The 17,163-nt window shown below is 67.3% G+C and carries 14 protein-coding genes; 7 read left to right on the forward strand and 7 right to left on the reverse strand.

The features are described from left to right. From I2487_RS05790 to I2487_RS05820, 7 genes are all read right to left on the reverse strand, one after another. The coding region (locus tag I2487_RS05790) for a protein kinase domain-containing protein (RefSeq protein ID WP_207173016.1) at nt 1–917 on the reverse strand (917 nt) is incomplete at its 3' end. Further along, the gene (locus I2487_RS05795; protein WP_207171179.1) at nt 914–2,806 is read right to left on the reverse strand and encodes a protein kinase domain-containing protein; all 1,893 of its coding nucleotides are present in this window, start codon (nt 2,804–2,806) and stop codon (nt 914–916) included. The genes I2487_RS05790 and I2487_RS05795, both read right to left, overlap by 4 nt. Continuing rightward, entirely contained in the window at nt 2,803–4,248 is a 1,446-nt protein-coding gene (locus tag I2487_RS05800; protein ID WP_207171180.1) for a penicillin-binding transpeptidase domain-containing protein, read from the reverse strand. Before I2487_RS05800 ends, I2487_RS05795 begins: the two co-directional genes overlap by 4 nt. Then, entirely contained in the window at nt 4,245–5,699 is a 1,455-nt protein-coding gene (locus I2487_RS05805) for an FtsW/RodA/SpoVE family cell cycle protein (RefSeq protein WP_207171495.1), read from the reverse strand. Before I2487_RS05805 ends, I2487_RS05800 begins: the two co-directional genes overlap by 4 nt. Nucleotides 5,700–5,758: 59 nt before the next feature. Beyond that, entirely contained in the window at nt 5,759–7,630 is a 1,872-nt protein-coding gene (locus I2487_RS05810) for a protein phosphatase 2C domain-containing protein (RefSeq protein WP_207171181.1), read from the reverse strand. 3 nt (nt 7,631–7,633) lie between these two features. Further along, nucleotides 7,634–8,134: an FHA domain-containing protein FhaB/FipA gene (locus I2487_RS05815; RefSeq protein WP_036475713.1), complete on the reverse strand. Its 501-nt coding sequence runs from the start codon at nt 8,132–8,134 to the stop codon at nt 7,634–7,636. 13 nt (nt 8,135–8,147) lie between these two features. Beyond that, a complete protein-coding gene (locus tag I2487_RS05820; protein ID WP_207171182.1) occupies nt 8,148–8,939 on the reverse strand; it encodes an FhaA domain-containing protein in 792 nt (263 codons plus the stop codon). Nucleotides 8,940–9,198: 259 nt separating this feature from the next. Here I2487_RS05820 and I2487_RS05825 point away from each other — a divergent pair, with 259 nt between their 5' ends. The 7 genes from I2487_RS05825 to I2487_RS05855 form a co-directional block, all read left to right on the forward strand. Continuing rightward, the gene (locus I2487_RS05825) at nt 9,199–10,569 is read left to right on the forward strand and encodes an ABC transporter substrate-binding protein (RefSeq protein WP_207171497.1); all 1,371 of its coding nucleotides are present in this window, start codon (nt 9,199–9,201) and stop codon (nt 10,567–10,569) included. 2 nt (nt 10,570–10,571) lie between these two features. Continuing rightward, a complete protein-coding gene (locus tag I2487_RS05830; RefSeq protein WP_207171183.1) occupies nt 10,572–11,570 on the forward strand; it encodes a carbohydrate ABC transporter permease in 999 nt (332 codons plus the stop codon). Beyond that, nucleotides 11,567–12,535 (forward strand): carbohydrate ABC transporter permease, encoded by a 969-nt coding sequence (locus I2487_RS05835; RefSeq protein ID WP_207171184.1) that lies wholly within the window; start codon nt 11,567–11,569, stop codon nt 12,533–12,535. Before I2487_RS05830 ends, I2487_RS05835 begins: the two co-directional genes overlap by 4 nt. Continuing rightward, on the forward strand, nt 12,532–13,977 hold the full coding sequence (locus I2487_RS05840; protein ID WP_207171185.1) for a GH1 family beta-glucosidase: 1,446 nt from the start codon (nt 12,532–12,534) through the stop codon (nt 13,975–13,977). Before I2487_RS05835 ends, I2487_RS05840 begins: the two co-directional genes overlap by 4 nt. A 19-nt stretch (nt 13,978–13,996) precedes the next feature. Further along, nucleotides 13,997–15,028: a LacI family DNA-binding transcriptional regulator gene (locus I2487_RS05845; RefSeq protein WP_207171186.1), complete on the forward strand. Its 1,032-nt coding sequence runs from the start codon at nt 13,997–13,999 to the stop codon at nt 15,026–15,028. A 120-nt stretch (nt 15,029–15,148) separates the two neighbouring features. Then, nucleotides 15,149–15,682 (forward strand): YceI family protein, encoded by a 534-nt coding sequence (locus I2487_RS05850; protein WP_207171187.1) that lies wholly within the window; start codon nt 15,149–15,151, stop codon nt 15,680–15,682. Between the two features lie 526 nt (nt 15,683–16,208). Then, a partial coding sequence (locus I2487_RS05855) for an ice-binding family protein (protein ID WP_207173017.1) occupies nt 16,209–17,163 on the forward strand: 955 nt, incomplete at its 3' end.

The raw sequence follows: 17,163 nt of genomic DNA on the forward strand, positions 1-17,163 counted from the left end.
ACATGCTGGTAGGCCACCGAGACCGGGGACTCGCCCTGGAAGGGCGGACGGTTGGTCAGCAGCTCGAAGAGCACACAGCCGGCGGAATACAGATCCGACCGGTGGTCCACGACTTCACCGCGCGCCTGCTCGGGGGAGAGGTACTGGGCGGTGCCGACCACGGCGGAGGTCTGGGTCATGGTGGAGGCGGAGTCGGCCAGGGCTCGGGCGATGCCGAAGTCCATGACCTTGATCTGACCGGTCTGGGAGACCATCACGTTGGAGGGCTTGATGTCGCGATGGACGATGCCCTTCTCGTGGCTGTAGCCCAGCGCGCCGAGGATCCCATGCATGTAACCGGCCGTCTCCCGCTCGGAGAGCGGCTTGTTCAGCGCCTGGTCGATCTTCGACTGCAGCTGCGAGCCGACCTGCGCGGCGGGCAGGTGGTCCTCGCCGTCGTGAACCCGGCCGGTGTCACCCAGCGCCAGGACGTCTTCCTCGGTCTCACCGGGAGGCCCGGGCGGCTGTGCCTGGTTGGACTCCTCGGCGATCCGGGTCTGTTCATCGTCGACGTCGGCGGTGTCGGTGATCCGCGGCGTCCCATGCAGGATGTGACGCAGCGTGACCCCATCGACATATTCCATGACGATGAAGGGGGTCTTGACCTCGTGATGGGCCTGATCCTCGACCTGCGCGCGACCGGAGTCGTAGACCGCGACGATGTTGGGGTGGTTCAGCGAGGCCGAGGACTGGCCCTCCCGGCGGAAGCGCCCCTGGAACTGGGGATCACGGGCCAGGTCCGGGCGCAGCATCTTGACCGCAACCTGGCGATCCAGGGTGAGGTCGTGGCCGAGGTAGACATCGGCCATCCCGCCGCGTCCGATCAGCGAAGTGATCCGGTAGCGGTTGTTGAGGACGCGCTCAGCAGTCTCGGTCATATCTCGGTTCCTGTCTCCGATCCTGACCCATCCTCGGCTGAGAAGCCAGCCCGATCAGGATCCCCGGTGGTCTCGGCACCGGGTTCGCCGCCGGCCTGCCCATCCTGAGGCGCCTCGTCCTCGACCGCCTCGGGCGCGGTCGGCTCCGGCTGGGTGGCCGAGGGATCCTCCGCCTCGCCCTGGGTCTCCGGCGACGGGGAGGGGCTCGGCGTCGGGGCGGGAGTCGGGGTCGGGGAGGTGTCCTGCTCCGGTTCTTGCTGATCCTGCTGACCGGTGCCGGTCGGCGCTGCGCTCTCGGTCGGGGACTGCGCCCCGTCGGGCTGCCCATCGCCGTTCTGCTGCCCGGTGTCGCCCTGCTGGTCCTGCTCGGGACTCTCGTCGTCCTGCCCGGGAGCCTGGTCCTGGTCCTCCGGCAGGGTGTCGTTCGCCACGGCGGAGTAGAACACCGTGACGGTGGAGCCCACGGGGATGCTGCCCGCGGGGGCCACCCCGGTGACCACGCCCGCAGACTGGTCGGAGGCCACGGGCTCCGATTGGACCTCCAGCCCCGCCTCCTGCAGCGCAGCGGTGGCCTCCTCCACGGGGAGGCCGAGGAAGTCGCTCTCGTTGATCTCCACCATCTCGGTGCCGGGGGTGAAGGTCTCGGTCACGGTCGGCGTCGGGCTGGGCTCATCCTCGCCGCCGCTGCCGCCGAACTGTGGGAAGAGCCACGAGCCGAGCAGGGCCAGCAGGACCAGCACCAGCAGAGCGATGAGCGGCCAGTACCACCGGCGACCCCCGTGGAGCCGGCGCTGCTCCGCAGCCGCTTCGGCCTCGGAGCCGTCGGTGTCCGCACCGGGACGCAGGTGCGCGGCCCCGGTTGCAGCCGGAGCCGCCCCGTACTGGGCGGTGTGCTCCGCAGCGGCCGCGGGCTGTTCCGGAGTCCGTGCCGAGGGGGCTTGGCTGCCGGCCGGGACGACGGCGGTCGCCGCGGTGTCCGCCCGGGGGATGGTGGTGGTGGCGTCCTGGTCGGACTCGGCGCCGTCCATATGCGCTGCCATGGCGGGAACCGCCTTGAGCGCGGAATCGGTGTCGTGGCGCAGCAGCGCGTCGGCCGCCTCGGCGAGCTTGGTCGCGGTCAGCGGTCGCTTGCCCGGGTCCTTGTCCAGCATCGACATGATCAGCGCACGCACCGGCTCCGGCACGGTCTCCGGCAGCGCCGGCGGCGGCTCGTTGACCTGCTTCAGTGCAATGGCGATCTGGGATTCACCGGTGAACGGACGGTGACCGGCCAGCGCCTCGTAGCCGATGATGCCCAGCGCGTAGATGTCTGAGGAGCCGGTGGCGTGCTGACCGGTGGCCTGCTCCGGGGAGAGGTACTGCACGGTGCCCATCACCTGTCCGGTGGCGGTCAGCGGCACCTGGTCCGCGAGCCGGGCGATGCCGAAATCGGTGATCTTCACCCGCCGGGTGGGGGTGATCAGCAGGTTCCCGGGCTTGACGTCGCGATGGACCAGCCCCTGGTCATGCGCGACCTGCAGGGCACGACCGGTCTGGGCGAGGATCGAGAGCGTCTTCTCCCAGGACAGCGTCTTGTCCGTCTCGAGCAGGACCGAGAGCGGGCGCCCGGGCACAAGTTCCATGACCAGGTAGCCGGAGCCGGACTGCTCGCCGTAGTCATAGATGTCGGCGATGCCGGGGTGGTTCAGCAGCGCGGTGTGCCGCGCCTCGGCGCGGAACCGCCGCAGGAACGCCTCGTCCCCGGTGTACTCCTCCTTGAGGATCTTGATCGCTACGGTACGTCCGAGCACCTGGTCAGAGGCCTTCCAGACCTCACCCATGCCGCCGATGGCGATGCGTTCGGTGAGCTGGTACCGCTCACCCATCAGGATGCCGACCACGGGCCTCATTCGATCGCCGCCTCGAGCATGGTCAGCATCTGCGGTCCGGTCAGCGAGGAGCCGGTGTCGAAGTCGATCCGCTCGTAGGCCACGGTCACCGCGTACTGTGGATCGTCGGCGGGCGCGAAGCCGGTGATCCAGGAGTTCACCTCTCCGGTCTCGCCGACATCCGCCGTGCCGGTCTTGGCCGCGACCTGGAAGTTCTCGGTCTGCGCGCGTGTGCCCGTGCCGGACTCGACGACCTCGACCATCATCTCGGTGATCTCGTCGGCGATCTGCTCCGAGGTCACCTCGGAGAACGTCTCTGGCTCGGAGGTCGAGAGCAGCTGCAGGTCCGAGCCGCGGATCGCGTCGACCAGGTTGGGCTTCATCAGGGTGCCCTGGTTGGCGATGGCGGCGGCGACCATGTTCATCTGCAGCGGGGTGGAGGTGACGTCGAACTGCCCGATGGCGGACTGGGCCAGGGCGGCGTCGGTGAGGTCGGTGGGGAAGTTCGAGGTCTCCGGGCGCAGCGGGATGCTCAGGTCCTCGGAGTTGAATCCGAAGGCCTCGGCGCTGTCCCGGATCGGGCCCTCACCCAGGTCCATGGCGGCCTCCGCGAAGGGCGTGTTGCAGGACTGCGCCACGATCCAGGAGAGCTCCGCCTGGGAGCGCTGGGCGCAGATGCCGCGGTCGAAGTTGCGCAGCTCGGTGGTGGAATCGGGCAGCGTGATCGAGTTGGGGTTCTCCAGCACCGTGTCCGGCTCGTAGTCCCCGGACTCCAGCATCGCGACGAGGTCCACCAGCTTGAACGTCGACCCGGGAGCCAGGGTGGAGGAGATCGCCCGGGAGGTGTAGCGCAGGTCCGGGTCGGTCTCCAGCTGCGTCTGGTTCTCGATCAGCGCAGTGGAGTCCTGCACCGCGAGGAGATTGTTGTCATAGCTCGGCTTGGCGGCCATGGCCTTGATGTCTCCCGTGGCGATCTCGGTGACGATGATGCTTCCCCGGGTGCCGTCGGGGATCTGGTCGTAGGCGAGCTGCTGCAGCTCGGCGTCCAGGGTCAGCTCGACCTGGCCACCGTCCATCGAGTCCCCGGTGAACACCGAGGTGATCCGGTCGAAGAACTGGCTGTCGGACTGCCCGGAGAGGTACTCGTTCAGCGTGCCCTCCAGCCCGGTGGGGTTTGCGGCGATCGAATAGGTGCCGGTGATCCCGGCGTACAGCTCAGGCTCGTGGTAGACCCGCTGGTAGTCGAAGCTGGAGTTCTCCGAGGGGACCGATTCCGCGATGGCGGTGCCGTCCACCGTGATCGCCCCGCGCGGGGCGCCGCGGTCCTCATAGACCTGACGCACGTTGTTGGGGTTGGCGTTGAGCTCATCGGTCATAGCGACCTGGATGATGGAGAGCGCGACGAAGAGCGAGATGAACAGGCCGACGGAGACGACCCAGGTGTGACGGATGGCGTTGTTCACTGTGTCCCTCCCTGCTCAGCCGGGGTCTGGTCGATGTGCTCCTGGTCGCGGGCGTCCTCCTGGTCGGGGTGCCGCCGGTGCCCGCTGTGCCGGTGGATCGCGCTCTCCCGAGCGCCGGGGCCCTCGGAATGGAGTCTGGACTCGATGCCCGAGGAGGACTCGCCGGTGGCATTGACCATCGGTCCTACGATGACCGGCTGCCGTGCGGCGTGGGAGATCAGCAGCACCAGTGCCACGATCAGCCAGTTCGCCAGCAGGGCGGAGCCGCCGGCGGCCAGGAACGGCGTTGCCAGCCCGGTCAGCGGGATGACCCGTGTGATGCCGCCGACCACGACGAAGACCTGCAGCACCAGCACCACGGCGAGACCCACGGCCAGCAGCTTCCCGAAGGTGTCCCGGGTGCCTAGTCCGGCGCGCATGTACCGGCTGAAGAGCAGCAGGTAGAGCAGCAGCATGGCGGAGAGCCCGATGAAGCCGAGCTCCTCGCCGAAGGCGGCGATGATCATGTCGGAGTTGGCCAGCGAGACCATGTTCGGATTGCCCGAGCCCAGGCCGGTGCCGACGAGACCGCCGTGCGCCATCCCGAACAGTCCCTGCACCACTTGATGTGAGCCGCCGAAGGCGCGTTCGTAGATCTCCTGATCGAAGGCGTTGAGCCAGATATCCACCCGGTCCCGGAAGTGCGAGACGAACTGGTAGGCCAGAGCTGCGCCGATGAGCATGAAGACCGCACCGATGGCGATCCAGGAGAACCGGGAGGTGGCGACGTAGATCACCGCGACGAAGAGCCCGAAGAACATCAGCGCGTTGCCGAGGTCGTTCTGCACCACGAGCACGCCGATGGCGATGATCCAGGCGATGAACATCGGGGCGAGGTCACGCAGCCGAGGGAAGGTCACCGGGCCGAACTTTCGGCCGGCCAGCAGGATCAGGTCCCGGTTGTTCGCCAGGAATCCGGCGAAGAAGACCGCCAGCGTGATCTTGGCGATCTCGCTGGGCTGGAAGGACAGCGGGCCCAGATTCACCCAGATCCGGGCGCCCTGCAGCTCCTGGCCCAGTCCCGGAATGATCGGCATGAACAGCAGGATCACGCTGGCCGCCAGTGAGATGTAGGTCAGCTGGCGCAGCCGACGGTGATCCCTGAGCAGCCACAGCAGCGCGACGGCGGCCACGATCGAGACGCCGGTCCACATCAGCTGTCGATCGGCCACACCGGAGTAGGAGGGGGTGAAGTCCAACCGGTGGATCATCGCCATGCCGAGCCCGTTGAGGGTCACCACGATGGGCAGGATGAAGGGGTCCGCGTATTTCGCGCGCAGTCGCAGCACCACATGGAAGACGAGGACGAGTCCGGCGAAGACGGCCCCCTCCACGTAGTAATCGGTGGTGATCGGCTCGTCCAGGGCGAGCGCGACCAGCATCTGGGCGCCGATCCCCACCGTGAGGGCCATCAGAAGCAGCACCAGCTCGAGATTCCGGCGGGGCTTGTACACCTGCGCAGATGCTGTGCTCACTGGTCACCTCCCTGGTTCTCGGCTGTCTCGTCCGGTGCTGGCTGATCCGGTGCTGTTTCATCCGGGGCTGTCTCATCCGGGGCTGTCTGATCCGCGTCCGGCTCCTCCGACTCAGCGCCGGAATCCTCGGTCTCCTCCGCGTCGGTCTCCTCGGCGGGGCGGGGCTCGTCCTGGGCGGCATTGGCCACGGCCATCGCGCGCAGCTGGCTGACGATGTGCTCCGCATGGTCACGATCATCGGCGGCGATGCCTCGCTCCACCCGCTCGCGGTGATACGCGGTGAGATCCTCCAGGGCGATCTCGGCATGCTCGTCGACCTCGGAGAGCCTGATCGGTCCCAGGGACTGGGAGACGCCGCTGTAGATGGCGACCTCCCCCTGGTCTTCTCCGACGTAGTACTGAGTCTGGGTCCAGACGTAGCCCAGGAAGGTCACGACGGCGACCAGCACGGCCAGCAGCGCCACGAAGGTGGGCAGGAACCAGGAGCTGCGGCGTCGCGCGGTCTCCAGCGCCTCGAGCTCCTCCTCATCGAGGACCAGCTCTTCCTCCTCGATGCTTTCCGGCTCCTCGGCAAGGCCCGCACCGGCGCGGTGCGGCCCGGCATCGCTGGCGGTCTCCGCAGCGGAGGACTCCGGAGCACCCGGAGCTGGCGCGTCGGCGGAGGACCGACCGGAACCCGCCTCGGCGGCGTCATCAGCATCAGCCGGCTCGACGTCCCGGGTCGCGCCGCCGGGGGCGGCAGGGGTCTCCTCCGGCGCCCGACCAGTCGGGGCAGTGTCGCGCGGCTGCTCCTCGAGCAGCTCGGAGTAGGTATGGCGCACCGGACGCAGCGGCTGACCGGTCAGCAGAGAGGCCATCGGGTGCTCATCGACGTTGCGCGCGACCACCGGGATCGTGCCGGTGTCGGCTGCCTGGTTGGCGGCCCCGACCAGCAGGTGCGGGCGCGCGCCCAGCTTCTTGCGGACCATGGCGGCCGACACCGGGGAGAGCGTGTCGTGGTCGTCATGGTCGGAGAAGGCCTCGGAATTGACCACCGGGACCACATCGAGCTCTATGGTGGCGTCGGCTCCGCCATAGTCCGAGGTGGCCGCGGCCACAGCGGCCTCGCTGAGCGGCAGCTTCTTGCTCGGTGCGAGGTCGGCTTCGTCGGCCTCGACGACCTCCAGGCAGACCACGGTCACATTGTCCGGTGCTCCGCCGCCCAGGGTCAGCTCGACCAGGTCATCGACGATCGACTCCAGGCTCTGGGTGGAACGCAGCTTCTGCTCGATCAGCCGGTCGGAGACCACGGCGTTGAGCCCGTCGGAGCAGAGCAGCCAGCGCTCACCGGCCTCCAGCGGGAAAGAGGTGATGTCGAGCTCGGGGGAGGCGTCGACGTCGCCGAGCACGCGCATCAGCACGTTCTTGTGCGGGTGATGCTCGGCCTGGTCCGGGTCCAGCCGACCTTCGTCCACCAGACGCTGGACGAAGGTGTGGTCCTTGCTGACCTGGCGGAACCGTCCACGCTTGAGTCGGTAGGCGCGAGAATCACCGATGTGCGCGAACTGCAGCCGGTCCTGGGTGATCAGCAGCGAGGTGATCGTGGTCCCCATCCCGGCGAGCTTCGGGTTGGCCTGGACCAGCTTGTTCAGGAAGGAGTTCGCGGTCTGGATCTCATCGGGCAGCACCGTCTCAGGGTCCGCGAACCCGCGCGTGTCCAGGTGCGCGAGATCCAGCACCGTGGAGGCCGAGGCGACGTCGCCGCCGGCGTGGCCGCCCATGCCGTCTGCGACCACGGCGAAGTAACGACCCGCGTAGCCGGAATCGTCGTTCTTGGAGCGCACAGCCCCGGTGTCGGAGCGCGCTGAGAAGCGGAATACCAGGGGCACGGGCTAGGTCCTCAGCTCCAGGACGGTCTTGCCGATGCGGATCCGGTCCCCGGGCTCGACCGTGGAGGCGCGGGTGAGCTGATCCTCCCCGAGCCAGGTGCCGTTGGTGGAGCCCAGATCCTCGAGGAACCAGCGCGAGCCCTGCGGGAAGAGTCGGGCGTGCTTGCCGGAGGCGTAGTCATCATCGAGCACCAGGGTGCATTCCTGCGCCCGGCCCATCATGATCGAGGCGGAGCCCAGCGGGATCTCGGTCCCGGCCAGTGGGCCCTCGCTGACCAGCAGCCGCCTCGGACGGGGCCGCGGGGTGGGTCCCGAATGGTTCGCTCCGGACGGGGCGGGAGGCCCGCTGCGCGGCGCCGGGGCCGCGTGCGGGGCTGCGGCCCGGGCCCGAGACCGTTTGGAGATGGTCATGTCCCGGCCCTGCGCTCCGATGATCGAGAGGATCAGGATCCAGAGCAGCAGCAGCAATCCGAACTGCAGCACCGTGACAGCGAGTTCACTCATGTGTCGGGGTCCTTCAGCTCTGGCGGAAGCGCAGGCGCGCGTTGCCGAGCGAGATCAGGGCGCCGTCGACGAGCTGGACCTTCGGCGTGTCGCCGGTGAGCTGCTCGCCGTCCACATAGGAGCCATTGGTGGAGCCCAGGTCCCGGGCGTACCAGGCGCCTCCGGAGCGAAAGAGCTCCAGGTGTTTGCGAGAGACCCCGGTGTCCGGAACGGTGACGTCGGCGGAGGTGGAGCGCCCGATCACGGTGGAGTCCGGGCGCAGCGGGTAGGTCTGCTCCTCATATTCCAGGCTTGCTGCGGGCTGGCGGGCCGGAGCCGGTGCCGGAGCAGGCGGAGGGGTGACCGTGGGCTGGGACATGGTGGCTGGCAGCGGCGCGGCTGCGCTGGGGCCGGCGGCGGGGGAGGACTGCTGGGGAGCGACGGGACCGGACTGTGGGTCCTTGTCGGTGCGCGACTCGATGCTGAGCTGACCGCGCTTGAGCTCGGTGTTCTTCACGAAGGTCGCCTTCACCGGGCCCAGCAGGGTGTACCCCTGGGATTCGGCGTGGCGCAGGATCTCCTCGCAGAGCTCCTCGGCCAGGGCGACGCCGTACTTCTTGGCCTCGCTGAAGTCCTCACCGGCGAGCCGGATCTTGTACAGGTTCGGTGCCAGGTGCTGACCCTCAGCGATGGTCTTGGACTCTCGGTCCATGTGGCGGCGTACGGCGGTGGCGATCTCCACGGGTCCGAGACTCCCTCCTCGTCCTGAGAAGGCACCGCGGACGGCCTTTTCGATGCCGCGTTCCAGGTTGTCTAGCAGTCCCACCGGCACCTCCTTCTACTGATGAATGTGTGCCCAGCCTCGAGGCGGCTGCGTGGTGAGCTGGGCGATAAGTCCAGAGTCTACTGTCTCACCCCTGCGTCGTGCCGCCCACCCGGCCCCGCCGAGCGCGATCACGGCGGAGCGCCACGGCTGTGACCCTTGCCACACTCGTATCGGGGGTGCTACCTTTTGCTCACCGTGAGAGCGCTCTCATAAAGCACCGGGGACTCGCTCGCACCTCATATCGAAGGAGATAGCTGTGATGAGGACAACTGACCACGCGGAGGAGAACACCTCCGCAGCCGCCCGCCCGGGGCGGCAGCCCGCCCAGCGCCCAGGCGCGCACCGCCGGACCGCACTGCTGCGCGGCATCGCGCTCACCTCGGCCCTGACCCTGACGCTCACGGCCTGTGGAGGCTCAGCCGAAGGAGAGGACGACGGCGGGGCCGCCGAAGGAGAAGCGGTCACGCTCAGCGTGACCACCTTCAACGAGTTCGGCTACGAGGAGCTCTTCGAGGAGTACGAGGAGCTCAACGAGAACATCACCATCGAGCACAACAAGATCGACACCGCGGAGAACGCCCGCGACTCGCTGCGCAACAGCCTGGGTGCCGGCCAGGGAGCCTCGGACATCGAACCCATCGAGGTGGACTGGCTCGCAGAGTTCCAGCAGTACCCCGACCGCTTCGAGGACCTCACCGATCCCGAATTGGAGGACCGCTGGCTGGACTGGAAGTATCAGGACGCGGTCCTCGAGGACGGCAGCCTGATCGGCTACGGCACCGACAGCGGACCACAGGCCGTCTGCTACCGGGCCGACCTCTTCGAGGAGGCTGGACTGCCCACCGAGCGTGAAGAGGTGGCCGAGTTCCTCGGCGACTCCTGGGAGGACTACTTCGCCGCCGGCGAAGAGTTCGTCGCCGAGTCTGACTCCGCCTGGTACTCCGGCTCCGATAACATCTGGCAGGGCATGATCAACCAGGTCGAGGTTCCGTACCAGGACGAGGCCGGTGAGATCATCGCCGACACCAACCCCGAGGTGAAGGACCTCTACGACCAGCTTCTGGAGGCCTCGGTGGAGGACGAGCTCTCCGCAGGCCTCGCCCAGTGGAGCGGTGACTGGTCAGATGCCTTCCAGCGCGAGGAGACCTTCGCCACGATGATGTGCCCCGGCTGGATGCTGGGCATCATCGAGGGCAACGCCGCAGAGGTCGAGGGCTGGGACATCGCCAACACCTTCCCCGGTGGCGGCGGCAACTGGGGCGGGTCCTACCTGACTGTTCCTTCGCAGGGCGAGAACATCGAGGCGGCCAAGGAGCTCGCAGCCTGGCTGACCGCTCCGGAGCAGCAGCTCAAGGCGTTCGAGGTCGTCGGGGCATTCCCCTCCACCACCGAGGCGCTGGAGGCAGACGAGCTGCTCTCGGCCACCAACGAGTTCTTCAATGACGCCCCCACCGGCGAGATCCTGGCCGAGCGCGCTGATGCCGTGGAGACCCAGCCGTTGAAGGGCACCGAGTACCTGACCATCAACGTGGCGATCCAGGACGCGATCAACCGGGTGGACGTGGACGGGATCGATGACCCCGACGCCTCCTGGGAGAAGTTCGTCAACGACATGGAAGCGCTGCGCTGATCATGTCGGCCCCAGCTGCGCAGGTACCAGTCAGCACCGGACGCAGCGGCGGGTCCGCGCCAGAGCCGAGGACCGGTCGCCGGAAGCAAGTGAGCTTCCGGCACCGGGCCTCGGCCTGGGATCGTCGGTACTCGCCGTACCTCTACATCAGTCCGTTCTTCATCCTCTTCGCCGTGGTCGGGCTCTTTCCCCTGATCTACACCGCCTGGGTGGCCACCCACGACTGGGACCTGATCATGGGTCAGGGAGAGTTCATCGGTGGCGAGAACTTCATGGCGGTGCTGGGGGAGCGAGCCTTCTGGATCTCGCTGCGCAACACGCTCTCGATCTTCATCATGTCCTCGGCACCCCAGGTGGTGGCCGCGATCCTGATCGCCTACCTGCTGGACTACAACCTGCGTGCCAGGACCTTCTGGCGGATGGGCGTGCTGATCCCCTACGTGGTCACCCCCGTGGCCGTGGCGCTGATCTTCTCGAACCTCTACGGCGATCGATTCGGGCTGGTGAACTCGATCCTGGAGACCGTGGGCATCGACGCGATCGGCTGGCACTCCGGGACGCTGCCCAGCCACCTGGCCATCGCGACGATGGTGAACTTCCGCTGGACAGGCTATAACGCGCTGATCTTCCTGGCGGCCATGCAGGCGGTGCCGCGTGACCTCTATGAGGCGGCGGAGATCGACGGGGCGGGCAAGGTCAGACAGTTCATCTCGGTGACCATCCCGAACCTGCGTCCCACCATCATCTTCGTGATCATCACCTCGACCATCGGAGGGCTGCAGATCTTCGACGAGCCGCGGATGTTCGACCAGTACGGTCGTGGCGGCACCGACGGGCAGTGGCAGACCATGACCATGTACCTCTACGAACTCGGCTGGACCCGTTCGGACTTCGGTCAGGCCTCGGCGGTGGCGGTGCTGCTCTTCCTGCTGATCGTGGCCATCGGACTGATCAACTTCGTCATCACCCGCCGCATCTCAAGCTCGGAGGTCAAGCGATGAGCGCGCTAGAAGAGAAGCCGCTGCCGATCATCCCGCGCACGGGACCGGCCAGCGCACCGAAGAACGACGGCGACCCGTTCGGCCGCCGCGGATCCGGGGACGGGTCCAGACCTGGAGCACGCCGACGGCGGGGCGGCTCCCGCGGCCCTGGCCGTGGGCCCGGCTGGCTCGTCTACGGCTGCCTGGCGGCGGTGATCCTGGGCAGCATGTTCCCGCTCTGGTGGTCCTTCCTGATCGGCAGCCACGACTCCACCATCTTGTCCCGGGACTCCTTCCCGCTGCTCCCGGGTGGGAACTTCTTCTCCAATGCCGCTGAGGTGATCGACACCGTGCCCTTCTGGCGGGCCACGATGAACTCCATCATCGTCTCCACCGTCACCGCGGTCTCGGTGGTGTTCTTCTCCACCCTGGCCGGCTACGCCTTCGCGAAGCTGCGCTTCAAGGGCGCCGTGCCGCTGCTGGTCTTCGTGATCGCCACCATGGCGATCCCGACCCAGCTCGGCGTCGTCCCGCTCTACCAGGTGATGGCCCGGCTGGGCTGGACCGGAGAGCTGCAGGCGGTCATCGTGCCGGGACTGGTCACCGCTTTCGGGGTGTTCTGGATGACCCAGTACCTGCGGCAGGCGATCCCTGACGAGCTCATCGAGGCCGCCACCGTGGACGGGTGTTCGATGATCCGCACCTTCTGGCACGTCGCGCTGCCCGCCGCGAAACCGGCCGCGGCCATGTTGTTCCTCTTCACCTTCGTCCTGAACTGGACGAACTTCTTCTGGCCGTTCATCGTGCTCGGCCCGCAGAACCCCACCCTGCCTGTGGCGCTGCAGCAGCTGCAGGCCGCGCACTTCGTGGACTACTCGCTGGTCCTGGCCGGAGCCACCATGGCCACCGTCCCGCTGCTCATCCTGTTCATCTTCACGGGCCGTCAGCTCGTATCCGGAATCATGCAAGGAGCCGTCAAACAATGAATCCCTCAGTCGCCGCAGAAGTGGCCAGCTCACCGAGCACCGTGGCCTTTCCCACGGATTTCCTCTTCGGCTCCGCCACCGCCGCCTACCAGGTCGAAGGTGCCGTGTCAGAAGGAGGCCGCGCACCCTCGGTGTGGGACACCTTCGCCCACACCCCCGGAAAGGTCCACGAGGGAGAGACCGGGGACGTGGCCTGCGACCACTTCCACCGCTTCCGCGAGGATGTGGCGCTGATGAAGCGGCTGAACCTCAAGGTCTACCGGTTCTCGGTCAGCTGGTCGCGGGTGATGCCCGACGGGGTGACGGTGAACCCGGAGGGGCTGAAGTTCTACTCGGACCTGGTCGATGAGCTGCTTGCCGCCGATATCCTGCCCTGGCTCACGCAGTATCACTGGGACCTGCCCCAGGCGCTGGAGGACGAGGGAGGGTGGGCGAACCGACGGACCGCAGAGCTCTTCGCCGACTACGCCGTGGTGCTGCACCAGGCGCTGGGAGACCGGGTCCGGCACTGGACCACGCTGAACGAGCCCTGGTGCGCAGCCTTCCTGGGCTACGCCAACGGGCATCATGCCCCGGGACGGACCTCTCCGGAGGACGCCCTGGCCGCGGCGCATCACCTGCTGCTCGGACATGGGCTCGCGGTGGCGCGGCTGCGCCGTCGTGATCCAGATCTGGAGCTGGGGCTGACGCTGAACTTCACCGACTACCGACCGGCAGACCCGGCTTCCCCCGGGGATGTGGACGCCGCCCGCCGGCTCGATGGCAGCTTCAACCGATTCTTCGCCGCGGCGATCTTCGACGGGGCCTACCCGGCGGATGTGCTCGCCGACCAGGCTGGTCTGTGGCGTGAAGGGCTGGTCCAGCCCGGTGACCTGGAGATCATCTCAACGCCCATCGACGTGCTGGGGGTCAACTTCTATACCGGGGAGCTGCTCACCGGTGAGCAGCCCGATCGCGCCGCGGAGGCGGCGGCCACGGCCAGGTCCCAGGGGGCGCCGAACCCCAACGTGGGCTCCGAGCATGTCTCCTCGGTGCCGCGGGGACTGCCGGCCACCTCGATGGGCTGGGAGGTCTTCCCACAGGGTCTGCATGATCTGCTGCTGCGGCTGCACCGGGACTACACCGGTCCGGCCGGTGTGGCGCTCTACGTCACCGAGAACGGCGCGGCCTATCCCGATGCGCCCGATGCTGCCGGCTTCGTCCAGGACGACGACCGGCTCAGCTATATCCGCGAGCATCTGCGCGCGGTGCACCAGGCGATGGAGTCCGGTGCGGACGTGCGCGGATACTTCGTGTGGTCGCTGCTGGACAACTTTGAGTGGGCCTTCGGCTATGACCGGCGCTTCGGAATCATCCGGGTGGATTACGATACGCTCACGCGCACTCCCAAGGCTTCGGCACACTGGTACGCACAGGTCGCCGCCACGGGTGTGGTGGACTGAGGGCGGCCACGACGCTGTGATGATCACATCCGAGGAAGGGGAACCGATGCCGGCTCGGCGACTGCCGACCCTGGAGGATGTGGCGGCCAGGGCGGGTGTTTCCCGCGCCACCGCCTCACGGGCGGTGAATCTGGATCCACGGGTGCGCGCGCAGTCCAGGATCGCGGTGGAGGCGGCGGTGATGGAACTGGGCTACCGCCCGAACCGGGCCGCTCGCTCGCTGGTGAACCAGGAGGTCGACTCGATCGCCGTGGTGGTGCCCGAGGCCGAGGACCGGGTCTTTGCGGATCCGTTCTTCGCCTCGATGCTCGCGGCGATCACCCAGCGGCTGGCCGATTCTCCGGTGCAGGTGCTGCTCGCCATGGGTCAGCCCGGGGGCCGGCAGAAGATCGAGCGGTACCTGCGCGGGGGTTATACCGACGGCGCGATCATCGTCTCGCACCACCGCGACGACGACCTCTCCGATGTGATCCACGAGACGAAGCTGCCGGCGGTCTACGTCGGCCGGCCCTACGCCGGGGATGTCGGCATCCCCTGGGTGGATGTGGACAACAGGTCAGGGGCGGCGCTCGCGGCCGAGCATCTGATCGGTCAGGGACGCCGTCGGCTGGCGACCATCGCGGGTCCGCAGGATATGGCGGCCGGGTCGGATCGGCTCGCCGGCTGGACCGCGGCGCTGCGGCGCGCCGGGCTGGACTCCGGCCTGGTCGAGTTCGGTGACTTCACCTCAGCCTCGGGTGCAGCAGCGATGGAGCGGCTCCTGGAGCGCGCCCCGGACCTCGACGCGGTGTTCGTGGCCTCTGACCTGATGGCGGTGGCGGCGATGCACGAGGTCCAGTCGCGGGGGATCGATGTGCCCGGGCAGCTCGCGGTGGTCGGCTTCGATGACACCCATGCCGCGCAGCTGACCCGCCCGCCGCTGACCACCGTGATCAACCCCGTCGGCGAGCTCGCCGGGCGCGCTGTGGATCTGCTGCTGCAGCTGATGCGGGGCGAGCACGTGGAGCCGATGGTGCTGCAGACGGCCATGGTCAAGCGGACATCTGGATGACATTCAGGTGAACTGCTTCAGTTTTGAAATAAAGTGAGGCAGACTGCTGTTGTCACCATCGACCGACCACGATGACCCCGCGCGTTCGGCGCGGGGCCGCAATCCTTAGGAGACCTCTTCATGGCTAATCTGACCCCCGGCACCTGGAACCTCGACTCTTCGCACTCCGAGATCGGCCTGACCGTGCGCCACGCCGGCATCTCCAAGGTGCGGGCCATCTTCGAAGAGGCCGAGGCCACCCTCGTCGTCTCCGAGGGCGATGTGGCGACAGTCGATGCCCGCGTCAAGGCTGCATCCTTCAACTCCAAGAGCCCCGACCGCGACGCCCACGTCCGCGGCGAGGACTTCCTGGACTCCGAGAAGCACCCCGAGCTGACCTTCGTGGCGAACAACATCACCGCCAGCGGTGAAGAGTTCGAGATCTCCGGGGACCTGAGCATCCGCGGCGTCACCAAGCCGGTCACCTTTGAGGTCGAGTTCGGCGGCCAGGCCGTGGATCCCTTCGGCATGACTCGCGCCGGCTTCTCCGCCAACACCGTGATCTCCCGCAAGGAGTTCGGCCTGACCTGGAACGCCGCGCTTGAGGCCGGCGGCGTGCTGGTCGGCGACAAGGTCTCGATCGACCTCGAGGCAGCCTTCGTCCTGGCTCAGTGATTCGCGGCTGAGCAGTCGCTCAGCGCATCGGCGATCAGGTCTCAGATCCTGAGCTGCAGCAGGCCCGGTCCCGAGCCGTGGAGTTGATCTCCACTTCTCCGGGGCCGGGCCTTCCTGCGTCCAAGGTGCCGAGGCGCCGGTGGGGACCGGCGCCGTCGCGGCGGGCCCTGTGCGGGCACGATCTGCGATGGTCCGATTCTTACACCTTTTCTGATTCGTTTGTGGTGTCCTAATGCCAAGTGCATACCCCTGGTGGAACTCACTAGGTATCTGTGACCGAATAATTGAGAAAATTACTTCGATCGGCTTGAACTGGCATTTTTTGACATCGCCGCACCTCAGACCGTACCTAGCGACTTTCACTAGCTTCCGTGATGAATTTTGTCTTGTGCATATGCGAATCGCGCCGTAATCTCAGAAATTAGTGCCCCGGGTCTTCCATTTCTAAGTGAGTGGAGAATCTGTTGGTGCGTATGCGAACGTCAAGGTTCGATCAGTGCTAACTGGATTCCTTTCTGGGGGAAAAATGAATAAGACGACCGGCTCGGCTCGATCTGCGACAGCAGTCCAGCGGCCAGCCTTCAGTGCGCGGCTGAGACGTGGGCTCAGTGCCCTCCTCGTCGCGCTCATCGCTGCGGCAGTCGCGCTGTCGTTCTCCTCGGCGGCCACCGCCGCCACCTCTCCTGCGGGTCTGGGCACCGCGGGGTCCTACTCGGTGCTCGGCGGTGAGACCGTCACCAATACCGGCCCGACAAGTCTGAGCGGAGATCTTGGAGTCAGCCCAGGCAATGCCATCACCGGCTTCCCGCCGGGGGAGGTAGGTGGAACGACCCATGCGGGCGACGCGGAGGCGCTCCAGGCCCAGTCCGATCTCGTGACGGCCTATGACGATGTGGCCGGTCGGGCCCCCACGGAGAGCGTCGCCGGGGACCTCGGTGGACGAACCCTGGTGGACGGTGTCTACAATTCCACCGGGCCGCTGGGGCTGACCGGGACCTTGACGCTTGATGGTCAGGGAGATCCGAACTCGGTGTTCATCTTCCAGGTGGCCTCGACCCTGATCACCGCATCGTCGAGCAACGTCTCGTTGATCAACGGCGCCCAGGCCTGCAACGTCTACTGGCAGGTGGGCAGCTCAGCAACACTGGGCACCGGATCCAGCTTCGTGGGTTCGATCCTGGCGCTGACCTCGATCAGCGTCACCAACAACGCCACGGTCCAGGGCCGTGCGCTGGCCCGCAACGGTGCCGTGACCTTGGACTCCAACGTCTTCACGACCACCAGCTGCGCACCGACCCCGACTCCTCCTCCGACCGACACCGAGTCCCCGACTGCTCCTCCGGCGGATACCGAGTCCCCGACTGCTCCTCCGGCGGATACTGAGTCCCCGACTGCTCCTCCGGCGGATACTGAGTCCCCGACTGCTCCTCCGGCGGATACTGAGTCGGAGTCGCCTTCGCCGACCACGACTCCAACGCCAA

Origin of the sequence: Nesterenkonia sp. E16_10 (genome assembly GCF_017347085.1) — a bacterium.
In the GTDB taxonomy this organism is placed as follows: Bacteria; Actinomycetota; Actinomycetes; order Actinomycetales; family Micrococcaceae; genus Nesterenkonia.